Source organism: Mesorhizobium sp. M1334 (genome assembly GCF_040317995.1).
GTDB lineage: Bacteria > Pseudomonadota > Alphaproteobacteria > Rhizobiales > Rhizobiaceae > Mesorhizobium.
The window spans coordinates 1-21,575 of sequence record NZ_JAMYLM010000036.1 but is presented as its reverse complement, the minus strand read 5'-3'; the positions used below and the strand labels follow the sequence as shown (position 1 = coordinate 21,575).

14 protein-coding genes, 3 pseudogenes and 1 riboswitch are annotated in these 21,575 nt (G+C 60.3%); of the genes and pseudogenes, 8 read left to right on the top strand and 9 right to left on the bottom strand.

The genetic code is table 11. The features are described from left to right. Window positions 1-99 precede the first annotated feature (99 nt). Window positions 100-2,304 carry a class I tRNA ligase family protein gene (locus tag NKH17_RS31100; protein ID WP_352973251.1) on the top strand — a complete coding sequence of 735 codons (2,205 nt, stop codon included), beginning with the start codon at window positions 100-102 and terminating at the stop codon, window positions 2,302-2,304. Between the two features lie 828 nt (window positions 2,305-3,132). Here NKH17_RS31100 and NKH17_RS31095 read toward each other — a convergent pair. The 3 genes and pseudogenes from NKH17_RS31095 to NKH17_RS31085 all read right to left on the bottom strand — a co-directional run bounded on the left by NKH17_RS31095 (window position 3,133) and on the right by NKH17_RS31085 (window position 7,734). Continuing rightward, window positions 3,133-4,589 (bottom strand): annotated as a pseudogene (locus NKH17_RS31095) (NAD-dependent succinate-semialdehyde dehydrogenase). 511 nt (window positions 4,590-5,100) lie between these two features. Next, the gene (locus NKH17_RS31090) at window positions 5,101-6,519 is read right to left on the bottom strand and encodes a M16 family metallopeptidase (RefSeq protein ID WP_352973250.1); all 1,419 of its coding nucleotides are present in this window, start codon (window positions 6,517-6,519) and stop codon (window positions 5,101-5,103) included. 954 nt (window positions 6,520-7,473) lie between these two features. Further along, on the bottom strand, window positions 7,474-7,734 hold the full coding sequence (locus NKH17_RS31085; protein WP_352973248.1) for a hypothetical protein: 261 nt from the start codon (window positions 7,732-7,734) through the stop codon (window positions 7,474-7,476). A 344-nt stretch (window positions 7,735-8,078) separates the two neighbouring features. On the opposite strand from NKH17_RS31085, the gene NKH17_RS31080 reads away from it, so the two are divergent. Beyond that, window positions 8,079-8,291 (top strand): cold-shock protein, encoded by a 213-nt coding sequence (locus NKH17_RS31080; RefSeq protein WP_023679670.1) that lies wholly within the window; start codon window positions 8,079-8,081, stop codon window positions 8,289-8,291. Window positions 8,292-8,518: 227 nt separating this feature from the next. On the opposite strand, the gene NKH17_RS31075 is transcribed toward NKH17_RS31080, so the two are convergent. Then, window positions 8,519-8,989, bottom strand: a complete 471-nt coding sequence (locus NKH17_RS31075; protein ID WP_352452644.1) for a Ros/MucR family transcriptional regulator — start codon at window positions 8,987-8,989, stop codon at window positions 8,519-8,521. Window positions 8,990-9,544: 555 nt separating this feature from the next. Here NKH17_RS31075 and NKH17_RS31070 point away from each other — a divergent pair. After that, window positions 9,545-9,865 (top strand): DUF982 domain-containing protein, encoded by a 321-nt coding sequence (locus NKH17_RS31070; RefSeq protein ID WP_352973246.1) that lies wholly within the window; start codon window positions 9,545-9,547, stop codon window positions 9,863-9,865. Between the two features lie 784 nt (window positions 9,866-10,649). Beyond that, window positions 10,650-11,705: a cytochrome-c peroxidase gene (locus NKH17_RS31065; protein WP_352822123.1), complete on the top strand. Its 1,056-nt coding sequence runs from the start codon at window positions 10,650-10,652 to the stop codon at window positions 11,703-11,705. Between the two features lie 277 nt (window positions 11,706-11,982). Here the strand turns inward: NKH17_RS31065 and NKH17_RS31060 are convergent, their stop codons facing one another. The 4 genes and pseudogenes from NKH17_RS31060 to pdxR all read right to left on the bottom strand — a co-directional run bounded on the left by NKH17_RS31060 (window position 11,983) and on the right by pdxR (window position 15,425). Further along, the gene (locus NKH17_RS31060) at window positions 11,983-12,312 is read right to left on the bottom strand and encodes a helix-turn-helix domain-containing protein (protein WP_352778791.1); all 330 of its coding nucleotides are present in this window, start codon (window positions 12,310-12,312) and stop codon (window positions 11,983-11,985) included. A gap of 439 nt (window positions 12,313-12,751) precedes the next feature. Next, the gene (locus NKH17_RS31055; RefSeq protein ID WP_352973245.1) at window positions 12,752-13,459 is read right to left on the bottom strand and encodes a B3/B4 domain-containing protein; all 708 of its coding nucleotides are present in this window, start codon (window positions 13,457-13,459) and stop codon (window positions 12,752-12,754) included. Window positions 13,460-13,670: 211 nt separating this feature from the next. After that, window positions 13,671-13,766 (bottom strand): annotated as a pseudogene (locus NKH17_RS31050) (MOSC domain-containing protein); the annotation flags it as partial. Window positions 13,767-13,928: 162 nt separating this feature from the next. Further along, a complete protein-coding gene (gene pdxR, locus NKH17_RS31045) occupies window positions 13,929-15,425 on the bottom strand; it encodes a MocR-like pyridoxine biosynthesis transcription factor PdxR (protein ID WP_502910643.1) in 1,497 nt (498 codons plus the stop codon). An 83-nt stretch (window positions 15,426-15,508) separates the two neighbouring features. Here pdxR and NKH17_RS31040 point away from each other — a divergent pair, with 83 nt between their 5' ends. The 3 genes from NKH17_RS31040 to NKH17_RS31030 are packed head-to-tail and all read left to right on the top strand — an operon-like array spanning window position 15,509 to window position 17,949. Further along, window positions 15,509-16,741: a trans-sulfuration enzyme family protein gene (locus tag NKH17_RS31040; RefSeq protein ID WP_352686168.1), complete on the top strand. Its 1,233-nt coding sequence runs from the start codon at window positions 15,509-15,511 to the stop codon at window positions 16,739-16,741. Window positions 16,742-16,793: 52 nt separating this feature from the next. Then, window positions 16,794-17,696, top strand: coding sequence for a dihydrodipicolinate synthase family protein (locus NKH17_RS31035; protein WP_352973242.1), 903 nt, complete (start codon window positions 16,794-16,796; stop codon window positions 17,694-17,696). Window positions 17,697-17,730: 34 nt separating this feature from the next. Next, window positions 17,731-17,949 (top strand): FMN-binding negative transcriptional regulator, encoded by a 219-nt coding sequence (locus tag NKH17_RS31030; RefSeq protein WP_352517525.1) that lies wholly within the window; start codon window positions 17,731-17,733, stop codon window positions 17,947-17,949. A gap of 98 nt (window positions 17,950-18,047) precedes the next feature. On the opposite strand, the gene metE is transcribed toward NKH17_RS31030, so the two are convergent. Next, entirely contained in the window at window positions 18,048-20,393 is a 2,346-nt protein-coding gene (gene metE, locus NKH17_RS31025) for a 5-methyltetrahydropteroyltriglutamate--homocysteine S-methyltransferase (RefSeq protein WP_352973240.1), read from the bottom strand. Between the two features lie 95 nt (window positions 20,394-20,488). Further along, window positions 20,489-20,689: riboswitch (cobalamin riboswitch) on the bottom strand. Window positions 20,690-21,204: 515 nt separating this feature from the next. On the opposite strand from metE, the pseudogene NKH17_RS31020 reads away from it, so the two are divergent. After that, window positions 21,205-21,575, top strand: a pseudogene (locus NKH17_RS31020) (helix-turn-helix domain-containing protein); the annotation flags it as partial.

The window sequence follows — 21,575 nt, the reverse complement described above, 5'->3', positions numbered from 1 at the left end:
TGATCGACCGCTCAAAAATGCGCGGAGAGTATGGCGTTCTGATTTGCGGGCTCGCGAAGCATCGACCGCAGCCCGCTACGACGCTTCGGCACGTGGATTGTGGAGGTGGTCGCAGGGCGGTCTTCTATGACGCCTACAGCCCGACTGGCGCCCCCCTCGTCGCCCGCCTGGCGGCTCAGAGCCGCATTATTCTGGCCGGGGCCGCCAACGGGTTGGGCTGCCGCTTCTCTGCGCAACTTGCACAAGAGGCTGTTGCGTTGGCATCGGGAGATGCCACTGTTTCAACTGCTTAGGTTTGTCATGCGGAAATCTACGCTTTCTCGAACGACGCTGTCCCGGGCGTTCGGTATCAACATGGCCACGCTTGGAACGGGAAGCGCCGGCACGGGGTTTTCGTTCGGCAGGGTGGCACCGGGCGTTACATCCGAGCCCCATCGGCACGACGAAATCGAGGCCTTCGTGATCCTGTCAGGATCGGGCAAGGTCAGGACCGACCTGGGGGAAATCTCGGTTGAGGCGGGCGATGTCGTTCTGTTCCACCCTTTTGAAGCGCATGTGCTGCGCAACGACGGAAACGAAGACCTAGATTTCGTCGATGTCTACTGGCGAGACGGCGAGGCCGCCCTTGATGCCGCTGCAAAGACCACGGCTCCACGCGGGCCGATCTTCGTCTTCTCCACGCCGCCAACGCCAAATGGCGATCTGCATCTGGGGCATCTTTCTGGCCCCTATTTCGGCGCCGACGTCTATACTCGTTTCCTGCGCATGAAAGGAGTCGAAGCATATCACCTCACTGGAAGCGATGACAACCAGAGCTACGTCACGATACGCGCCGATGCCGATCAATCGACGCCTGCAAACGTGGCGCGCTACTACGCCGACGAGATTCGCGCCACGCTTGCACTTCTCGATTGTGACGTCCACAGCTTCCAACCCACAATGGGCGATGACGGTTACGGCGAGTTTCAAGCCGCGTGTTTCCGCAGTCTTCTGAGCAGCACGGCGGTAGATCTGCGCCAGAGCCCTGCGCTTTTCGATGCTGTGACAGGCCACTATCTTTACGAGCCGGATGTTAGCGGCCTCTGCCCCGATTGCGGCGGCTCCGCCGGTGGCAATATCTGCGAGGAATGCGGCGCCCCAAACCTTTGCCACGACTTGGGTGCAGCCCGGTCACGGCAGTCTGCCGAGGCGCCGCTGGTCGGCTCCGTCCGCCGCCCGGAACTTGCCTTGGACCGATGCTACGACAATATCGACCGGCATCTAAGGGCGTCGGGCGTCCCGCTACGGATCTTGGATCTCTTTGCGCGCCTACGCCGACGCGGCAACTTTTCAGTGCCCATTACCCACCCCTCGGACTGGGGCCTGCCGGCCGAAGGGTTCCCGGGGCAAGTGATCTGGGTCTGGCCCGAAATGGCCTTCGGTTTTCTTTACAACATCCAGGCGCTCGGCCGCTTGCTGGGTCGCGACTGGAAGGCGGAGATGCCCGGCAACGACTGGCAGATTGTCCATTTCTTCGGCTTCGACAACTCGTTCTACCACGCGCTACTCTACCCCGCTCTTTACGCCGAGGTCTTCTCCCACTGGACGCCACGCATCCACTATCACGTCAACGAGTTCTACCTGCTCGACGGCAAAAAGTTCTCAACCAGCTGCCGCCATGCGGTCTGGGGCAAGGAGGTTCTGAGCCCAAAGACAGTCGACGTCGTGCGCCTCCATTTGGGGCTGACACGCCCGGAAGGTGAGCGGACGGATTTCACGCTGGACGCGCTGCGCCGCACCGAGAACGAGGTGTTCCAAGGGGTTTGGCTGAACTGGCTTGATGCGTTGAACCAGGAAACCAAGCAGGATTTTGCCGGCCGTGTACCCGATGCAGGCGACTGGAGCCCGGTCGACCGCGCCTTCTTTGCTCGGATAGAGATCTATCGCGCGGCGATGGAGCGCGCCTATTCGGACGAAGGCTTCTCGGTCAGGCGCGCGGCCGCTCAGGTCTGCGATTTCGTGCGCGATTGCGTGATCTACCGTCGGGCGCAAGACTATGCGGCGGCGCGACGTTTCTATCCCGCCCGCAATCGGACTTCGCTAGCCCTTCAGACGACGGCCGCTGCGATCCTGGCACCGACACTCGCTCCGCTGATGCCCCGATTCGCCAGAACGCTGGCGCGAGGCATCGATGGCGTCTCAGACGAAACATGGCCCCGGTCCGTCCAGCGCCTTGCGCCCGGGACGCGCTTTGATCTCGGACCCGTGTTGGTGTTCTACGCCAAATCCGGCAATCCTCATCTCGATGAGGAGGAAGCACTATGAGCCCAAAGGTGCACCACTGAGCTATCCCAATCTCGACCAGATCTGCGCGGCAATCAAAGCCGATGATGCCAAATATCTTTACTCGCTGTCACTGGCGACCGAAGCCGCTATCAGACGGTAGAGACCAGATTGGCGGACCTGAACCAACGCATCGTCGACACCCTGGCCCGCGCCTTCGAGGACCGCTCGGCCGATCGCTTCCCAGCCCTTGCTGTTTCGTGCCGCAAATGCCGTGTGGGCTCAACTGCGCTGACCAACCTCTTCGGCATCGCGGGATTTCCGTCCTCCAGCCGGTCAAGACTGTCATGCGGTTCGAGGCGCTTGGTCAACCTGGCGCGCCCTGGATCGTGCGCCAATCACCGCAAATGTCGAATGCGAATGCCTGCCTGCTGTGTATCTTCGATTCTGTCCGAGCCTGTACCGGCGCGGCAGTCGGCCGAAGAACAACTGAGCTACTGACAATCGAAAGGTAGCAGGTTCAAAATTCTGCCCAGAAACCGGATATTGCGCACAAACCGGCGTTCACGATCGTGATGGTGCACAAGCTTCCAACCAGACCCGCGCAACGACAGCCCGTCGCCTGAAGTCGGCGAGGGCCGCCAAATCGCTGGCAAGCGTATCCTCCGTCACATGCACGCCGTCTTCGCCGAAAATGCAGACGCTTGTCTCGTCGAGAGATAAGTCCAGCCAGGGTGCTCCTTCAGGATTGCGTGTTTGCTCGGGTACGGAGCCGCCCCTCAGTTCCCAATCGAGGAGCGATCCTACAATTCACATGTTTGGAGATCGCTCGCTAGGTTACCCGGTCTGTGAACCCTGCAAGCCGAAAATTCAGATGCCGCCCATGCAGAGATATTTCATTTCGAGGTAGTCCTCGAGGCCATGGCGGGATCCCTCCCGCCCGATGCCGGACTGTTTTATCCCACCGAACGGCGCCGCTTCTGAAGACATCCGGCCGGTATTTACCCCGACCATTCCATATTCCAAGGCCTCGGCCACACGCCAGACACGCTTCAGGTTGGAGGCATAAAAGTAGGCCGCGAGGCCGTAGATCGTGTCGTTGGCCTCACGCACGACCTGATCCGCATCTTTGAAGCGAATAATCGGTGCCAGCGGCCCGAATGTCTCTTCTTGCGCGACGGTCATCTCGCTGGAGACACCGGTCAGGACTGTCGGTTGGAAAAACGTGCCATTCGTGCCGATGCGTTTGCCCCCGCATCGAATTGCGCCGCCTTTGGCGACGGCATCGGCAATATGGGATTCGATCTTGGCCAATGCGTGCTTGTCGATGAGCGGTCCGATGTCCACTCCGGGAGCGAAACCATCACCAACTTGAAGTTGGCGAGCCCGTTGCACGAATTTCTCGACGAACTCGTCGTGAACGCCCGACTGGACGTAAAGGCGGTTCGCCGAAACGCAGGTCTGGCCGGCATTGCGGAACTTCGCCTGGACCGCACCGTCAACCGCGGCATCGATATCGGCATCATCGAAGACGATGAAAGGTGCATTGCCGCCGAGCTCAAGGCTGACTTTTTTGATCTGGTCCGAGCACTGGCGCATGAGAAGGCGCCCGATCTCGGTCGACCCGGTGAAGCTGATCTTGCGGACCTTGGGATTGGTACAAAGTTCGCGGCCGACCGCGTCACCTTCGGACGCATAGATCGGGTTGACGACGCCTTCGGGAAAGCCAGCCTGATAAGCGAGGGCGAACATTGCTCCCGCCACGAGCGGCGTCTGTTCAGCGGGCTTGAGGACAATCGTGCAGCCCGCCGCCAAGGCTGGCGAGATTTTGCGCGCCACCATCGAGGCCGGGAATTCCATGGCGTTATCGTGCCAACAACTCCGATGGGCTGCTTGATTACCAGCATTCGGCGGTCCATCGATGGTGCGGAGATCGTCTCGCCATAGACGCGATTGGCCTCCTCGGCGTACCATTGCAGATACGCCGCAGCATGCGATATCTCCGACTTGGCTTCGGCAAGCGGCTTGCCCATCTCCGCGGTGAGAATCGCGGCGAGATCGTCGGCGTGGTCGATGATCAACTGATGCCATCGCCATAGAACGTCGCTGCGCTCACGTGCGGTCAGCCCTGCCCATCCAGGCTGCGCGACATAGGCCTTGTCGATCGCAGCGCATGTCTCCTCGACACCCATGTCGGGTAGTTCTGCCAGCACTTCGCCAGTCGACGGGTTGAGGACCTCGAATGTCCGCTCGCTAATCCGCGTGCCAAGTGCCGGCAGGCGATCAATGGGTCCAAACAGGTCGGGGGATCTCAGGTGACGGATCATCGGCAGGCACAGGGGCAATACCGGATTCCTCCTCAACGCAGCCGGTATATATAGCAGGTGCGGTGTGTACTCCGCGACGTCCGGGTTCCTTATAGGGCCTCGGCCAGACAGCTGATAGACCACGGTACCCGACTGGAAAGGGAGAATACCTGAATACGCTAGAAGATGCCTCGCGGTTCTACTAGTCGAACGATTGAACAACCGACATCGGGCTTCGCCAGCCGCGCGGAGTGGGATGCTGGTGGCCTGCGCCTACAATCTGCGGACCACGAATCGGCGACTCTATCCACTCGAAGAGAGGCTGGCCTGAGGAGGAGCGCACCCCAATAATGACGCCTGAACCGGCAAATGCCTGGCAAGGCCCGCGAAAACCGCTCCTCGCGGCTTTAAACAGATCCCGTTTACCCGGCGAGCGCCCGCAAGATGAGAAAGAGGATGGAGAGGAACAGGGTGGCGAAGGCGCGCCGAGGGAAGACCGGCCGGCGCATTTGCATGGGGATGGAGCTCATGATCAATTCCCCGCCTGTTGCTGCGGCAAAAGATAGCCTGTCGTCGAATGGTCGAGCACCAGATAACGCGCGGCGACCGCCTTGACCTCGTTGGTGGTGACCTTGCGGACGCGGTCCGGCCTCTCGAGCACGTCCTTCACATTGCCACCGGTGGTGAGCGTCCTGCCATAAATGTTGGCGATGTGGTCCAGCTCGTCGTGCGCAAAAATCACCGAGCGGATATAGCGGTCTTTGGCCTTGTCCAGCTCGTCGCTGGTGACGCCATCGTTGGCGATCCGGGCGACTTCGGCAACGGCCGCCGCTTCGAGATCGACGAGCTTTGCATCGCCGCGCGGCGAGCCGGAGATGGTGAAATTGGTGTCGTCTAGCATGGTGCCCTGGAAGGAGGCGCCGGCCGCCGAGGCTATGCCTTGCTTGACGACAAGCTCCTGATATAGCCGGCTGCGGTTACCGCCGCCGAGGATCTCGGCCAGCAGGTCGAGCGCCTCGGCCTCGCCGGGCTCTGCCGTATGATAGGACGGCACCACCCATTGAGTGGAAAAGCTCGGCACCGAAACGCGCGCATCGGTCAGCGTCACTGTGCGCCTGGTGTTCTGCTCCGGCTCGACCGGGCGGTTGCGCGGGGGCAGGTCCGGCCCGCGCACAACCTTGCCATAGGTCTTCTCGGCCAGCGCCTTCACCGTCTCCGGCTCTACGTCCCCGGCCACCACCAGCACGGCGTTGTTCGGTCGGTAGTATTTGTTGTAGATGGTGAATGCGTCGGTTTTCAGCTTCTCCATCTCCTGCATCCAGCCGATGACCGGAATGCGGTAGGGCTGGTTCTGCCGCAACGTCGCGTTGACCTCCTCGTCCAGCAGAGCCTGCGGGTTCGTCTCTCTGCGCCAACGGCGCTCCTCCAGGATCACGTCGCGCTCGGTCTTGATATCATCGTCGTTGAGGATGAGGTTGAACATGCGATCGGCCTCGAAGCCCATCATCTCACCCAACGCCGAGGGCGCCACCGTCTCGACGAAGGTGGTGTAGTCATAGGCGGTGAAGGCGTTATTGTAGCCGCCGATGGCTGAGACGGCTCGGTCGAACTCGCCGGCGGCGTGGTTGGTCGTTGCCTTGAACATCAGATGCTTGAGGAGATGGGCAAGGCCTGATTTGCCGGGTGGCTCGTCGGCGCTGCCGATCTTGTACCAGACCATATGAGTGACGATCGGCGCGCGGTGATCGGGGATGACGACCACTTCCATGCCGTTGTCGAGCAGGAAATCCGTCACCTTGCCGCCGTCGGTGGCGGCCAGAGCCGGAGCGGTCGTCACCAGGGCCAGCGCGGTGGCAATGAACGCGTTGCGCAGCCAGGCGGACGATCGATGGCTCCGGTTGTGGTGGCTGGTCGAAAGGCAAGGTTCGAGGCAAAGTGATTTGTTCCTCATTTTGATGAAGGCGCTGCGTCCCCGTCTCCCCCCGTGGGAGGATCGGCGGGCAGCGCCGAGGCAGATGAATAAGCTCTTCAGGGTGCCAGGCCTTACTCGAGCCTCATCTTTGGATGCACTCAGGAGACCTGCGGCGGTATTTCTTGGTGAGGTGATCATGGGACGGATTCTCCTTGGTCCGCGACGCCTTGCGGATGACCAAGCATGCACCGTGCCAGATCAGAAACCGTTCGAGGCATGTGGACAAACCAGGCTCTGCCATGCTGCGCATCCGACATTGTCGGACATCGGACAGGGCCGAACGCGACGCGCGCGCGGCTGAGGATCTTCTTTGTTCGGAAGACGATTGGGCGCGCTGCCGGGGAGGGGTATAGGATGCGCTTCGAATGGCCGCTGCACTGACGGTGAGAATGGAGATGTTGGTCGCCCCAGCGGAACCCTGTCCTCGACAGCCAGACCGGGTCGATGCTGAAGGGCAGAGGCGTGAGCAGCCCAGCCAACTCGAGCGCGAAGCCTGCTCGCGCGCTAGGACGGATCTGATCCAAAAATCGGCGAGTTGGGCGATATCCGCGAGGCGTTGGAAAACGAAGATCGTAGGACTCGGGCGGAAAAAACGATGCGGTCGCGCTTCTGGCCGTAATGCGCCTGCCGCGAGGCCGTTGAGCCTGATGAGTTGCTGCGGGAAAGGAAAGGGGAGTGTTTGCGCGGGACCTTGGTCAAACGTAAAAAACCACCGTCGAGTTCGCCGTGGAGGGGCATGCAGGCACGTTTGTCGCTGGAGGACAGCAGCATGGAAGCAGGCCGCGCTTGCCGTCCTCGCTGGGTACCACACAGGAGAATTTGGCGGTCGCGATCGAATTCATCTGCGTAAATACCGCCTGGCTGTGCTCGGTTGCCGGCGAACAGATTTTGCCTTCTTTGCGGCTGCAAACGCATCCCTGGCGGCGTGGTCCCTTAGGTCAAGAGCATCGGGTGAGTAACAGCCTGATCCTGCTCAATCTTGATGCGCGCCAACCGCCTCGCCGGATTGTGGAACCGCTCGCGGGTAGCTTCTACCACAAACAGCAAGGTCATGAAATCAAGTAGGAAGTCGTCGATCGCTTGGGCGATTGTTTCTGACTTGCCCTTGAACTGGTCCAGCAAAACGCGCGCGTTATCGATCGCTTCCACGCTGGTGGCATCGATCAACCCCTCGACCCTCTTGAAACAATCCAATTCGAAACTCCTCCAAGCGCTTGCCAAGCCGTTATGGACGAAAGTAGCTCCGTGAACTACCCGGCCTTTGACCTGGCGGCACGAGCAGCGGTCGGCCTTACGTCCCGTGCCTCCAAGCACCAGCCATACACGTGGCGCTGAGGAGCGTTGGAAGAATCGGGCGCTTCCGGCCATGTTCGAGCGGTAGTGTAGGACAGTGCTTGCTGGCGACTACGGCCAAAATGGAGTGCGCCAGCTGATCGGGGCTTAACAATTTTTCGCTTTTTGCTGCGCCCAAGTCTCGGCTATGACTCGGGAGGCCTAATGGCCTGCCCACGTTGCAATTGTTAAGGAGGAACACGTATATGCCTACTGGAACGGTAAAGTGGTTCAACAGCACCAAGGGGTTTGGATTTATCCAGCCCGACAATGGCGGTCCGGATGTTTTCGTCCACATTTCCGCTGTCGAACGCGCGGGCCTCTCGACCCTCGCTGACGGCCAGAAGATCAACTATGAGATCGAGCAGGATCGCCGCACCGGCAAATCCTCCGCTGGCAGCCTCAGCAAAGCTGGTTGAAATTTTCTCCTGCGTCTTGGCAAGAGTGGGCGCGTAGGTCCCGAGCTCCTCACGGCCGCTCGATAGGAGCGAGCAAAAACTGAGGGCAGCAGATTGCTGCAGGCGTCGCGAATGCCTCATGAAACAAAGTTGTTTGAAAGGAAGGCGGGGTTGGCCCCGCCTTTTTATATGACGCGCAGATTAAGCCGATGTCTGCAACGCTCCAGAACGAATCTCGATTGCCGAAATCAAGCCGCGACCTTCTTGCGGGTTCGCTTCGTCGGCGCCGGCTCCGGCGCTTCCGGCGCTTTCGGTTTGCGGCCGAGCCCCATTGTCTTGGCCAATGACGAGCGCGCCGCGGCGTAGTTCGGCGCGACCATGGGATAATCCGCCGACAGGCCCCATTTGGCCCGATATCCATCCGGCGTCAGCCCATAGTGGGTCGACAGATGGCGCTTTAGCGATTTGAATTTCTTCCCGTCCTCAAGGGAGATGATGTAGTCCGGTGTCACCGACTTCCTGATCGGGACTGCAGGCGTAAGGGCAACCGGCTCTTTTGCAGAGACACCTTCCGCCGTCCCTTTCAGAGCCGCGTGCACTTGGCCGATGAGGGCAGGGAGATCCCCCACCGGGATCGGATTGTTGGAGACATAGGCTGAGACGACATCGGCCGTGAGCTCGATGAGGGTGTTGATGTTTTTTTCGGCTTCTTCTGTCATGAAACTCTCCAGGCGGCGTGAAACACAGTCGGCGAAGCGTCGCTTCATAGTGGCGGTCTCCGCTGAAAGCAACCAAGGTCTCGACAGGATTATTGCGATGCTCGTCCAGCGAGATCTATGGCGCAGTATCGCGCCGTCATGACCGTTGATGCGTAACGTTGTTGGCGACCTGCCGCGGTGCTTGCGCATTTTCAGGCGCGTCTCGGCCGTAAGCTTTGCGCCAAAATGACCAGTAATCTCGAAACGAAGCGGGCTATTCCTGTTTCGCCATTCTCTTTTTGGCTGTGAAATCGGTGGCAGAGCAGTGGCCGCTTCCTGGTGGCGCGTGGAGGAACTATCAAGCGTTGATTCCCAATGGTCGAAACGATGTAGATTCATCCGGTGAGCCGCTCTCGCAGCAGGATGTTAGGGATTGGACCCCTGGTAAACCGAGCACATCACGCCGCTGCTTTGCTATTGAACCGCTATCGCTGTGACAACACATTCCGCAATGGTGGGCGGGTGTAGAGGAGGCGCCTTACGCAAACTAGCGGTTCAGCAGGTCGGGAGGAACGAATGAGCTCAGGGACTTTCAGCAGCCCACTTTTCGTAAGGCGTGCAGCGTACATCGTGCAAGAGATTGCCAGTCCTGCGGATGCTATCGATTTTCTCAACGAACGGCCAGAAGATCGCAGAGACCGGATCTACGAAGCCGCCCTCAGGGCGTGCTTTGATGCATATAAAGGACGAATACTTGCGAGCGCAGCGCGCTATACTTTTTTCCGCTTTGGGGAACAGGTGGCCATATTGAAAGATGCAACCTCCGCGATGCAATGGCTCGCTGCCTGCATGTCGGGCGGTGGAAAGCGCAAGTATAGGCGTCGCAGTCGTATGTGAGGCTGGAGCGGGTACGCCGACGAGGGTATTGTATCGAGATTTCGCCGGCATCTGGAGCGTACTATAGAGAACAAACAATATTTTGCGCCCTACGGCGATGTTAATCATCTTGTTGTATTTTAAATCAGCTTATCGCGACAGGACTGCAACGCTTCCGATGTGAAAATCACTGCGTGGGACTTGGTTCTCTCAAATTCATGATGGTAAATTGCCCTGTAATTATTGCAAAGCAGTTGTCCCATTGAAGCAAGGTGATAACGAAGCCAAAATTGTGCTCCATCGTCTGCCAATATTCGCTCGATGGAGGCTATAGGCCTCACAAGCCAATCAAAACAGCTACTCGGCGCCTTTGAAATTCGTTTAATCCTCCACAGTCGAAATAAGATCGTCCCGCAAAGGTGCTACAAGACACTATCGCGGATCGATTTGGGCCCACGTCGATCTGGCGAAGGCAGGCGGAAGTCGAGCAGGACCTGCTGCGGAACAGATAACCGGCCCCAAACCGAATCGGACACGGTGGCCCCGATTTCTTCATAGTTGAAGGCGCAGAGAGAACCGAAGCACGGCTCCGGGCTCCGGGCTCCGGCGCCGCCGCTTGCCGAGCAGCGATCCTCCGCCTCCCTGAAATCCAATCGAGAAGAGCGTTCAATTCCGGGACGGTCCAAGCTCTGCCGCGAAAACAGATGTCAGACCACCCGGTCCTCTCCCGCAACTGATCTAGCGCAGGGCGTTCATGAGCTGCATATCCCAGAGTGGCTGCGTGCACGACGCAGCGAGATCATTTATGAAAATCCTATTCAGTACGATGGCTGTCCCCTTGCTGACAGCCACCGCTTTTGCTGCGGATTCGATCCCCGCAGACCTCAGAGAAACGGCACTGGCCACTTTCAAGGCTTTGCCACCCACCACGCGGGCAGTCGCCAATAACCCGATCACCCCGGAGAAGATCGCTCTCGGCAAGGCACTGTTCTTCGATCCACGCGTCTCGGCGTCAGGCGTCTTGTCGTGCAACTCGTGCCACAACTTGGCCACCGGCGGCGACGACAATCATGAAACCTCGATCGGCCATGGTTGGCAGAAGGGACAGCGCAACGCGCCGACTGTACTGAACGCTGTCTTCAACATCGCCCAGTTCTGGGATGGTCGTGCCGCAGACCTGAAGGCTCAGGCGAAGGGACCGGTCCAAGCCGGCATCGAAATGGCCAATACACCGGGCCAAGTCATCGCCACGCTCAAGTCCATGCCGCAATATGTCGAGTGGTTCGATGCAGCTTTTCCGGCTGAAGCCGATCGGGTCACCTTCGACAACCTCGCCAAGGCAATCGAAGCCTTCGAGGCGACACTGGTCACGCCGGCCCCCTTCGACAGTTTCCTGAATGGCGATGACGCCGCCATGACTTCCGAACAGAAACAGGGCCTGGCGCTTTTCATGGACAAAGGCTGCTCGTCCTGCCATGGCGGTATCAACGTTGGTGGGCAAGCCTATTACCCATTCGGCCTCGTGGAACAGCCCAGCGCCGAGGTCCTGCCGGAAAAAGACAAGGGCCGATTTGCGGTCACCAATGCAGCCGACGATTCCTATGTTTTCCGCGTGGCGCCGCTGCGCAACGTTGCACTCACCGCGCCATACTTTCATTCGGGCAAGGTTTGGGATCTGAAACAGGCCGTTGCCATCATGGGAACCACCCAGCTTGGCGTGGTACTGGCGGACGAAGAAGTCGACCTGCTTGTTGCCTTCCTCAACTCGCTGACCGGAAAGGCACCCGAGGTCGCCTATCCCATCTTACCCGCCGAAACGGCGACAACACCCCGGCCTATAACGCAGATCTTAGGAAAATAAACGGCCAGCTAACTGCGGAACATCGCAATTGACAATGATTGCGACTTTTACTGGACGAGACGAGTCGCGACGTCCATGAGAACGCAAATGGCTCGTTTCCAAAGTGCAGACACTGCTTCCGTCACCAGCTCGTTGCGATGGAATCATGTTTGGGATCTGGCGTGCGACATGCCAAGGAAGGCGTCTGACGCATGAGGCTCGCGCGCTGTCGATACCGCGCGGCGGCCGGCCATCGCGCTGGCGGCCGAATTGCCGCGCGCCGAAGTGATCGGCCCCCTTAGGGCGAAGGGGCAGCCACTCCGTCCTCCATGTCCAGCGATTCTTCGACTGCTTCCGGATTCCGGGCGATGGTCCAAAGGAGAGTATTCGCCGCTGCATCCGGTTTCGAGCGACCTTGCTCCCAGTTTCGAAGCGTTGCCAGATCGAGGCCATACCTCACGGAGAATGCCTCCTGAGAGAGCTTCGTGCGATCCCGGACTTCGCGAACACTTATCGGCCGCGGCGCATGAACCTTCGCGATCACGCCTGCGGACGACAGTTCATTCTTCAGTGCCAATAGGTCGTCGACGCAAGGAACCGTCACGAACGCCTTGCTGTGATCGACCATCTCCGTGAGTATCGCGTGGGCCGTCCTGAGCGGCAGCTGTCTCTTAACGGGAATCCGGGCGGCCTCAGGAGTATTCGCGCCGTGAAGAAAACTGAGGCTCAGTCGGACGGGAGAGCCTGACGACACCGGGACGACGTCCCGGGTTCGCACCCGTTGTCCGTACCGCTCCATGAATTTCGATGTAGTCGACATTAAGCTTCTCCGCGATCACTCGACCGAGCTTGCGCAATTTGGACCATCCCCACTGGAGGCATCGCGATAAAAGTACGCCAAACAACGCTAAGGGAGAACAAGCAGTGATCTGATTTCGTTCGACGCTCGTTTTCGAGAGCCGTTCTGGGTCGTTCGCAATCAACTGTGTAGGCCAGCGGAGCGAGCAAGGAGCGCCAGATCCGGACAGGGCTGAGTGGGGTGTTTCTCCGAAAGATGGGGCCATGCCCTAAGGAACACGAGATGTAGTGGACTCGTCGATTCGCGCGGTTTCGATTCGCGCACCCGGGCACAACGCTTGGATAAGTCCCATCAAATGCTCTCCGGTGGCCGTCATCTGTTTAGCTGACATTGGGCCGAGGGCTTCCAGCACGAGCCACATGGCGCGGGTATCGACCGTGACCATGGTGCGCCGCCCCTGCCGCCAGTTCCAGCGGCGGCACGTGACACCGGCATCATCGCACCAGATGACTTCGCCCGGTTCAGGATGCTCGGTTAGCATTTCACCTTGCTGGATCGTGTCGAATGGCTCCGCTCCCTTCGCAATTAAAAGTCTCGGGACCCCCTGGTAGAGATCGAGATCCTCCCCGCCAATCGGAACGCCATACAACACGCTGACGGCATTGTAGGCATCAACCAGTGGGGATATCCGCGGGAGAGAGCCATCTTTCCGCACCCGCTTGAGAAGCGCGGCGGCCGAGCACGGCGTTCGATTGGCCTTTGTGCCGAAAGCCTCGTAGGCAACGGCCCACGCCGCAAGATGCGCGTCCCTTTGGGCGTCATCGCGAAGCGCCGCCTGTTCCGCCGCCGCAATCGTGTCGTTCAACGCCTGTGCATCCGGCACGTCGATTTCAGCGTTCCGCACCGCAATGCTGATCAGATGAAAATCCGGGTAGCGGGCCTTGATCTCGGGGTCAATCAATGGCGTGAAAGACATGGGATGCTCTTTTCTCATCTCTTTTCTCATGGGGAGGCTTTGCGCTGCCGGTCGTTCGGGAAATGTTTGAAGAAAGGTGCTTGTCGAGCGTCCAGATCTTCTGGCATCGGCATAGTGCATGCCGCACCATGCGCTGGATAATTCCATCATTCGGCCGTGGACAAGGCCTGGTAGAGATCGTCGATTATGTCTTGCGGGTGCTCGAGCCCGCTCGGCCGGCAATAAGCTGCGCCTCCGCTAGCTCCTCCATTTCATAGGAGGCAGCAGGCGCGATATGGATGTGAAGCAGCTTTCCTTGCCAGGTCATGCATCGCTCTCGGAAATTTGTCTCGCACGAAAATCTGCCGCCAAACTGGCCTGATCAACAGCACCAGTTGCATGGCGTATTCCCAGTCCAGTTGGCTTTGCAACGAAATGCGGTTCAGCCCAAGGGTCGGTTTCCTCGCCAGCACGCCACGTCCCCGCCGTTTTAGCCACCGTGTCCCGGCAACGCGTCTTGCACCTGCTTGACAACCGCTCGCAGGATCTCAACGCCCTTCTCGATCTGCCGAATGCTCAAGGCGGCATAGCCCATGACAAGCCCGACGCGATCGATGTGGCCTTCGTCCGATTGCCGCTCGTAAAGGGGCGAGATCAGGTGCAGCCCCAGGCCCGCCCCTCGGGCGGCTTCGACCAGGGTCGTTTCCTGCGACCGCGGCAGGTCGTTGAACCAAACGGCGACGTGCAGTCCGGCATCTGCTCCCTGGACAGCGATGCGATCTCCGAAGCTGCGCCGCAAGGCGCCCAACAACGTCTCCCGACGCTCGCCGTTCAGCCTGCGCACACGCCGCACATGGCTTTCGTAGCCGCCACTCTCGATCAAACAGGCCAGAGCCTCCTGTTCAGCCACCGGCGAATGCCGGTCCGCGAATTGTTTGGCGGTAGCGAAGACCTCCTGCAATTCCGTCGGGACGACGAGATAGCCGATACGCAGCATCGGCGAGAGCGTTTTGGAGATCGTGCCGAGGTAGATGACAGCCCCGTGGTCCTCGAGACTGTGCAGCGGAGGGACCGGATTGATATCGTAGCGATATTCGCTGTCGTAGTCGTCCTCGATCACATAGGCGTTGTTGTGCCGCGCCCATTCCAGAAGCTGATGGCGGCGCGCGATCGGCATGACGCCGCCCAGCGGAAACTGATGCGATGGCGTGACATAGGCCAGTCGTGCCCCGATCCCCGCCAGCAACTCCGTCTTCATCCCGTCCTCGTCGACGGTGACCGGAACGGGCGAGGCACCCGTACTGGCAAAGACCTGACGCGCCATTCTATAGCACGGGTCCTCGATGACGAAGCGGTCGGCGGGATCGAGAAGCAGGCGAGCGCACAGATCTAGGCCCTGCTGCGAACCGTTGACGATGATGATCTGCTCGAGGTCGCAGCTCAGGGTTCGGGCGCGCCAGAGATAGCCCTGGAGCGCCTGGCGCAGCCGGCGCGAGCCGCGAGGATCGTCATAGGCAAGACGCAACGGGCGCTGCCCCATCGCCTCGTTCATCGCACGTTTCCAGACCAATGCGGGGAAGTCTGACGGCGCCAGGTCGCCATAGCGGAAATCGACCTTCAGTCCAGTCGGCAGATAATCCGGCCAGGGCGGCGTGACGCGCAGTCGTTCGCCATAGGCGGACAGATGAACCGGGCCGACTCGTTTCGCGACAGTGCGGCTCGTCTCAGGACCGATCAGCGAGGATGCAACGCGAGGTCGTGCGCCTTGACGGACTTCGATGAAACCTTCCGCGGTCAGTTGCTCATAGGCGACCGTCACCGTCGTTCGCGAAACCCCAAGGTTATTTGCGAGGCCTCGGGAGGACGGCAGCTGACTACCGGTTTCATAGACGCCGCCGAGGATTTGCTCGCGAAGAGCCTCGTAGATCTGGCGTGCACCCATCGCGTGCGTGCGACCTGCAGAACCGGCACTTGAAGACTGGACCATTTCATTCATCGCCAACTGGATATTTCACATTGGCCAGTTTGCCGTCAATCTTTCGGAAACCCAAGCAAGATCTTAGAGGCCGAATGACCCGCTCCTATCAATCGGAAACCGATGCTCTCACGCGGTCGCTCAACGACACCGGTCCCGGATTCGCCACTCGGGCGATCCATCATGGCTACGATCCCGCCGGCTTTTCCAATGCCGTTCAGCCGCCAGTCTTCTTGACCTCGACCTATGGATTCGAAAGCGTGGCAGCGAACGAGGCCGCCGCCGCGCTTGGCGGAAGGCTCTATGCGCGCGAATACAATCCGACGACGGAGATCCTCGAGCAACGGCTCGCCAATCTGGAAGGAGCCGAGGCAGGTCTGGTCGTTGCCTCGGGGATGGCGGCTTTCGGGACGCTGATCCTGTCGCTCCTGTCCCAAGGCGATGAACTCATCGTCCACAGGACGCTTTATGCGAACACGCTTGCCATGGTCGAACAGGCGGTCCCCCGCTTCGGCATCAAGGTCGTCGCCGTCGACCTGTCCGATCCTCACAATCTCGATGCCGCGATCACCGAGCGGACCCGGCTTGTTTTCTTCGAGACGCCGGTGAATCCGCTGAGCCGCATCCTCGACATCGCTGCCATTGCCGAGCGCGCCCACGCGCGCGGTGTAAAGATTGCAGTCGACAGCACCTTCGCCTCCCCCGCGCTCCAGCGGCCGCTCGAACATGGGGCAGACCTCGTGCTCCACTCGCTGACCAAATACATCAATGGGCACGGCGATGCCCTTGGCGGGGCGATTCTCGGCGACGCGCAAACGCTCCGCACGCTGCACGAAACGGGGCTGCGCTACATCACCGGCGCAGCGCTCTCGCCCATGTCAGCCTTCCTGATCCTGCGCGGTCTGAAGACGCTCACGCTGCGCATGGAACGGCACAGCGCCACTGCCCTTGCGGTGGCTCAGGCGCTCGAGGCGCACCCGGCGGTGGCATGGGTGAGTTATCCCTTCCTCGACTCGCACCCTGATCAGGTGACGGCGCAAAAGCAGATGTCCCAAGGGTCGGGCATGTTGGCCTTTGGCCTCCACGCTGGGTTCGAGGGCGCGCGGCGGATGATGGACCGGCTCAACCTGATCACCCGGGCTGTCAGCCTCGGCGATGCCGACAGCCTCATCTATCATCCGGCAAGCCTGACCCGTGCTCGTCAGCCGATCCGCAAGGATGCGCATCTGGCCGATGGAGTCGGCGAGGACCTCATGCGTCTCTCGGTGGGTCTTGAAGACGTCGATGACCTAATCGCCGACCTGCGGCGGGCTCTGGACGCCTTGTGATGACCTGTCGTCCGGCCAGTCCTGCGCTCACGCACAAACCTGGAGCCTTGCCATGGCATTCCTGAGCGGTCTTTCCGCGTTTCCCATCACGCCCGCCGATCGTGACGGCCGCGTCGATACCGTTGCTCTGCGCAGGCTGATTACTCGGCTTGGCGCCGCTCAGGTCGACTCCATCGGTCTTCTCGGCAGCACCGGCACCTACATGTATCTGACGCGCGAGGAACGGCGACGGGCGCTCGCCGAGACCTTGGACGAAACCGGGGGACAAATGCCGGTCGTGGTGGGTGTGGGCGCGCTGCGCACCGACGAAGCAGTGAGGCTCGCGCAGGACGCTAAGGCCCTTGGGGCTGCCGCGGGGTTGCTTGCCGCCGCCTCTTACACCCCGCTCACTGATGACGAGGTGTTCGAACATTTCTCCACGGTGGCGCGCGAAAGTGGCCTTCCGATCGTCATCTACGACAATCCAGGAACGACGCATTTCCGTTTCACCCCAGCACTCGTCAGCCGCCTGGCAAAGGTGCGGGGGATCGTCGCTATCAAGAATCCGACAGACAAGGGCGATGCGATCAAGAGCCATCTGGCCGACCAGAGGCGCACTGTGCCGGAAGGGTTCTCGATCGGCTACAGCGGCGACTGGAACGCCGCAGAGGCCATGATCGCCGGCGCCGACACATGGTACAGCGTCCTCGCCGGCATCCTGCCCGAGGTCTGCGTGAAGATCGTCACGGCGGCGCAACAGGGCGATGCGGCCGAAGCGCGACGGATCGATGCCACGCTTGCGCCGCTCTGGAGCCTCTTCAAGGAGTTCTCGAGCCTTCGCGTCGTCTATGCACTTGCCGAATTGCTCGAGATTTGCCGTGCCAACCCCCCGCGTCCCATCCTGCCTCTGCCCTCAGCAGCGAAGCGCCAGATCGCCGCCGCGTTGGAACGCTTGCCATCGGATGTCAACCGGTGAATAGCGAACCCGGCGGCCAGTGAAAGGAACTATCATGTATGTACCCGCGCATTTCGATGAACCGAGCCGAGAAGTCCTCTACGAACTGATCGAGAACAGTGCACTTGGCATGCTGATAACCCATGGCCGGAGCGGTCTCGACGCCAATCACATCCCCTTCGAACTCGACACGTCACAGGGAGAAAACGGTACCCTTTACTCCTGCGCGATTAATACACGTGCCGAAGGAAAGTGCACATTCTCACTCGAGTGACTTATTTCAAAGGATGTGATCGCGTTTTGGCACATTCACAGCCGACATGCGGCAGCCGGTAACTCACCACATGGTGAGCAACCAGGAAACCTTCCGGCCTACACTTTCTCCCGGAGCGCGCGTGCTGCAGCAACCATGTTCATGAGGGCAGGGCGGACCTCCTCCCACTTGCGGGTTTTGAGGCCACAGTCCGGGTTTACCCACAGTTGGGCATCGGACAGTCGCTCGCGGGCAAGCATGACGAGATCCGAAATCTCGCCGACTTCCGGGACCCGTGGTGAGTGAATGTCGTAGACTCCGGGCCCGATTTCATTCGGATATTTGGAGCTCGTGAAGGCGTCCAGCAGTTCCATTTTCGAGCGCGACGTCTCAATCGAAATGACATCCGCATCCATTTCAGCGATCGCGTCGATGATCTCGTTGAACTCCGAATAGCACATGTGGGTATGGATTTGAGTCGCGTCCTTTACACCCGTTGAAGCGATCCGGAAGCATTCGACAGCCCAGTCGAGATAGTCGTTCCAATCAGACTGGCGCAGTGGCAATCCTTCGCGAAACGCGGCCTCATCGATCTGGATCATCCTTGCGCCGGACCATTCGAGATCCGTCACTTCGTCGCGGATGGCGAGCGCGATCTGGCGGCATGCTTCGGAGCGGGGTACGTCGTCGCGAACAAATGACCAGTTGAGAATGGTCACTGGGCCTGTGAGCATTCCCTTCACAGGGTTTTCCGTAAGCGACTGGGCGAACTGCCACCAGCGCAGCGTCATCGGATTGGGCCTCGATACGTCGCCGAAGATGATGGGGGGGCGCACGTAACGCGACCCATAGCTCTGCACCCAGGCATGCTGGGTGAAGGCGAAGCCGGACAGCTGCTCGCCGAAATGCTGTACCATGTCGTTTCGTTCGAACTCACCGTGCACCAGCACGTCCAGCCCGATCTCTTCCTGCCAGCGAATTGCAGCCTCGATCTCCTTCTTCAGGAAGGTCTCGTAGTCGACATAGCTCAGCTGGCCCTTCGCATGAGCGGCCCGCGCCCTGCGTACCTGCGGCGTCTGCGGGAAGGACCCGATGGTCGTCGTCGGGAACGGCGGCAGCCCGAGCGTGCCGGCCTGGACTCTGGAGCGCTCGGCAAAAGCGCTCTCTCGTCGCTTCATGCTGTCGTCAATGCTGGCGATCCGCCCCTCAACCAGCGGGTCATGGATCTTCGTGGATGTCACGCGAGTGGCGGCAGCCTCGGCAGACGCTTTCAACGCGCCTGCCACCGCATCCCTGCCTTGGGACAGGGCCCGGGCAAGCAACACCAACTCGTCGGTCTTCTGGGCCGCGAAGGCGAGCCACGACCTGATGTCCGCGTCGAGTTCCGTCTCCATGCGGAGGTCGATCGGCACATGCAGCATCGAGCAAGAAGGCGCGATCTCGACGCGGTCCAAGGGCCAGCCGGCGACGATCGGTTTGATGCGGTCGAGAATGGCGGGCAGGTTCGCACGCCAGACGTTGCGGCCATCGATCAAGCCAAGCGAGAGCACCAGATCCTTCGGTGCGAGCCGACCCACCGTTTCCAGCTGCTCGGGAGCGCGCACGAGATCAATATGCAGCCCGGCCAGGGGCAGAGAAACCGCGGTTTCGAGATTGTCTCCCAGCGGCCCGAAATAGGTAGCCAGCATGATCTTCAGCTCGGGCGCGGCTTTCGACAGCTGGCCATAGGCGAATTCGAACGCAGCTCGTTCGTTCGGGTTCAGATCGAGGACAAGCGCTGGCTCATCGATCTGCACCCAATCGGCGCCCGACAGCTTCAAGCTCCGCAGGAGTTGCTCGTAGACGGGCAGAAGCCGTGGTAGGAGCGCGATGGGATCGAAGCCTTCGGCAGGCGATTTAGCCAGCTTGAGGAAGGTGACCGGTCCAAGGATGACTGGGCGTGTGTGAATGCCGAGGGCTTTAGCCTCGAGGTAGTAATCAACCGGCTTCGTCGACGAAAGAGCGAACGTCTGATCATCGTCTAGTTCCGGCACAATGTAGTGATAGTTGGTGTCAAACCACTTGGTCATTTCCATCGCGGCTACGCCAGGCCGATGAGCCGCATGCTGGTGACCACCGTGCCCACAATCCTCCGTCTGACCTTGGTTGCCGCGCGCCATAGCGAAGTAGATGTCGAGTGGGACCTCGCCGCCATTCCAGCCGTAACGGGACGGAAGGGCGCCGACCATGGCTGCGGTGTCGAGCACATGGTCGTAAAGCGAGAAGTCGTTCGACGGGATTTTCGACACGCCGCGATCGCGTTGCTCCTCCCAGCTAGCGGCACGGAGCGCCTTCGCCGTCGTGAGAAGGTCGGCAGCGGACGATTTTCCGGACCAGTAGCTTTCAAGCGCGAATTTCAGTTCTCGCCGACGACCGAAGCGGGGCACGCCGAGCGTTGCTACAGGAATTTGCTGAGAGACAGTCATGCCAGACCCCGATGGTTGGGGCGTCGGTGACAAGGAAGGCGCTAGCAGGCCGGCACGAACGCCAGGCTGCAGCGGCCACCGAGACACCCCGCCCGTGGACGTAATTCGCCGTGGCAGGTCTCCTGGCTCGCGGGGTCATAGCCTCTACCCGTCTTCCCAAGGCTATTCGCCTCAGTGACATGAGTGGGGTTGGCTCGCCGCTAACAGTTGCGGGGGCAGCGCCGGCATCGCACCGGCTTCCCTCTTAGCTCCGCTGCGGCAGCGCCGTACGGAGAACCACGACGCGGGAGACAATTACAGCAGTTAGCTTCTCTGTCAACGCCGCATAAAGAAATGTTTATGTCGTTATGTTAAATTTCCGTTGGCATGTTCCAAAGGTCGCCTCGAAAGCGAAAACTGTGGAAGCCTTGAGCGGCCGGTAAATCAAAGCAATGACGCACGGCGCCCTTGTCCAGGAGGATAGGAGTTCGTCGGCTGCCGGCAGCAAACATACCGGCAAGCGCCGTGGTGCTGCTTAGCGCATCATGCGAACCACCTCGGCGTCGAACTTCGGCTCCGAGGTTCCGACCGCTTCGTTGGTGATCTGCTCGCGACCATATTCGGCTCAATGGCGAGGCTGTTGCCCATGTGGAAGCTGTTGGCCGTGATGCCCTCGGTGATATGACTGTCGATGCCGGCTCAATACTCCCCAGAAGTGCCGTTTGAATCTTCCCCAGTTTAGCGCTGTCGCCGGTCTTCCGGAGCGCGCTCCGGGGAGACCGGCGGCGCGTGATCGTTGATGCTTCTCCTGATGGTCGGGAGAGGGATTTCGGTGATCAAGATCGGGGAGATGATGATGATACTGGATTTGCATCGGCAGGGCCTGTCGGTGTCGGCGATCGCCAGGGAGAGCGGGATCGACCCGCAAGACGGTGCGCAAATACATTGCGCGCGGGCTCGAGGCTCCGGCCTACGGACCGCGCAAGCCGCGTCAGGCGGTGATCGATCCCTTCACAGCCTATCTTCGCGAACGGGTCACGCGATATCCCGGGCTCACCGGCAGCCGGCTTTTCCGCGAACTGAAGGACCTCGGCTATGGCGGCGGCTACACGGCCGTTACCGACTTCCTGCGCGACGTCCGTCCTGCCGCGGCGGAGCGTGGATACGAGGTTCGCTTCGAGACCCCGCCCGGCGAGCAGGCGC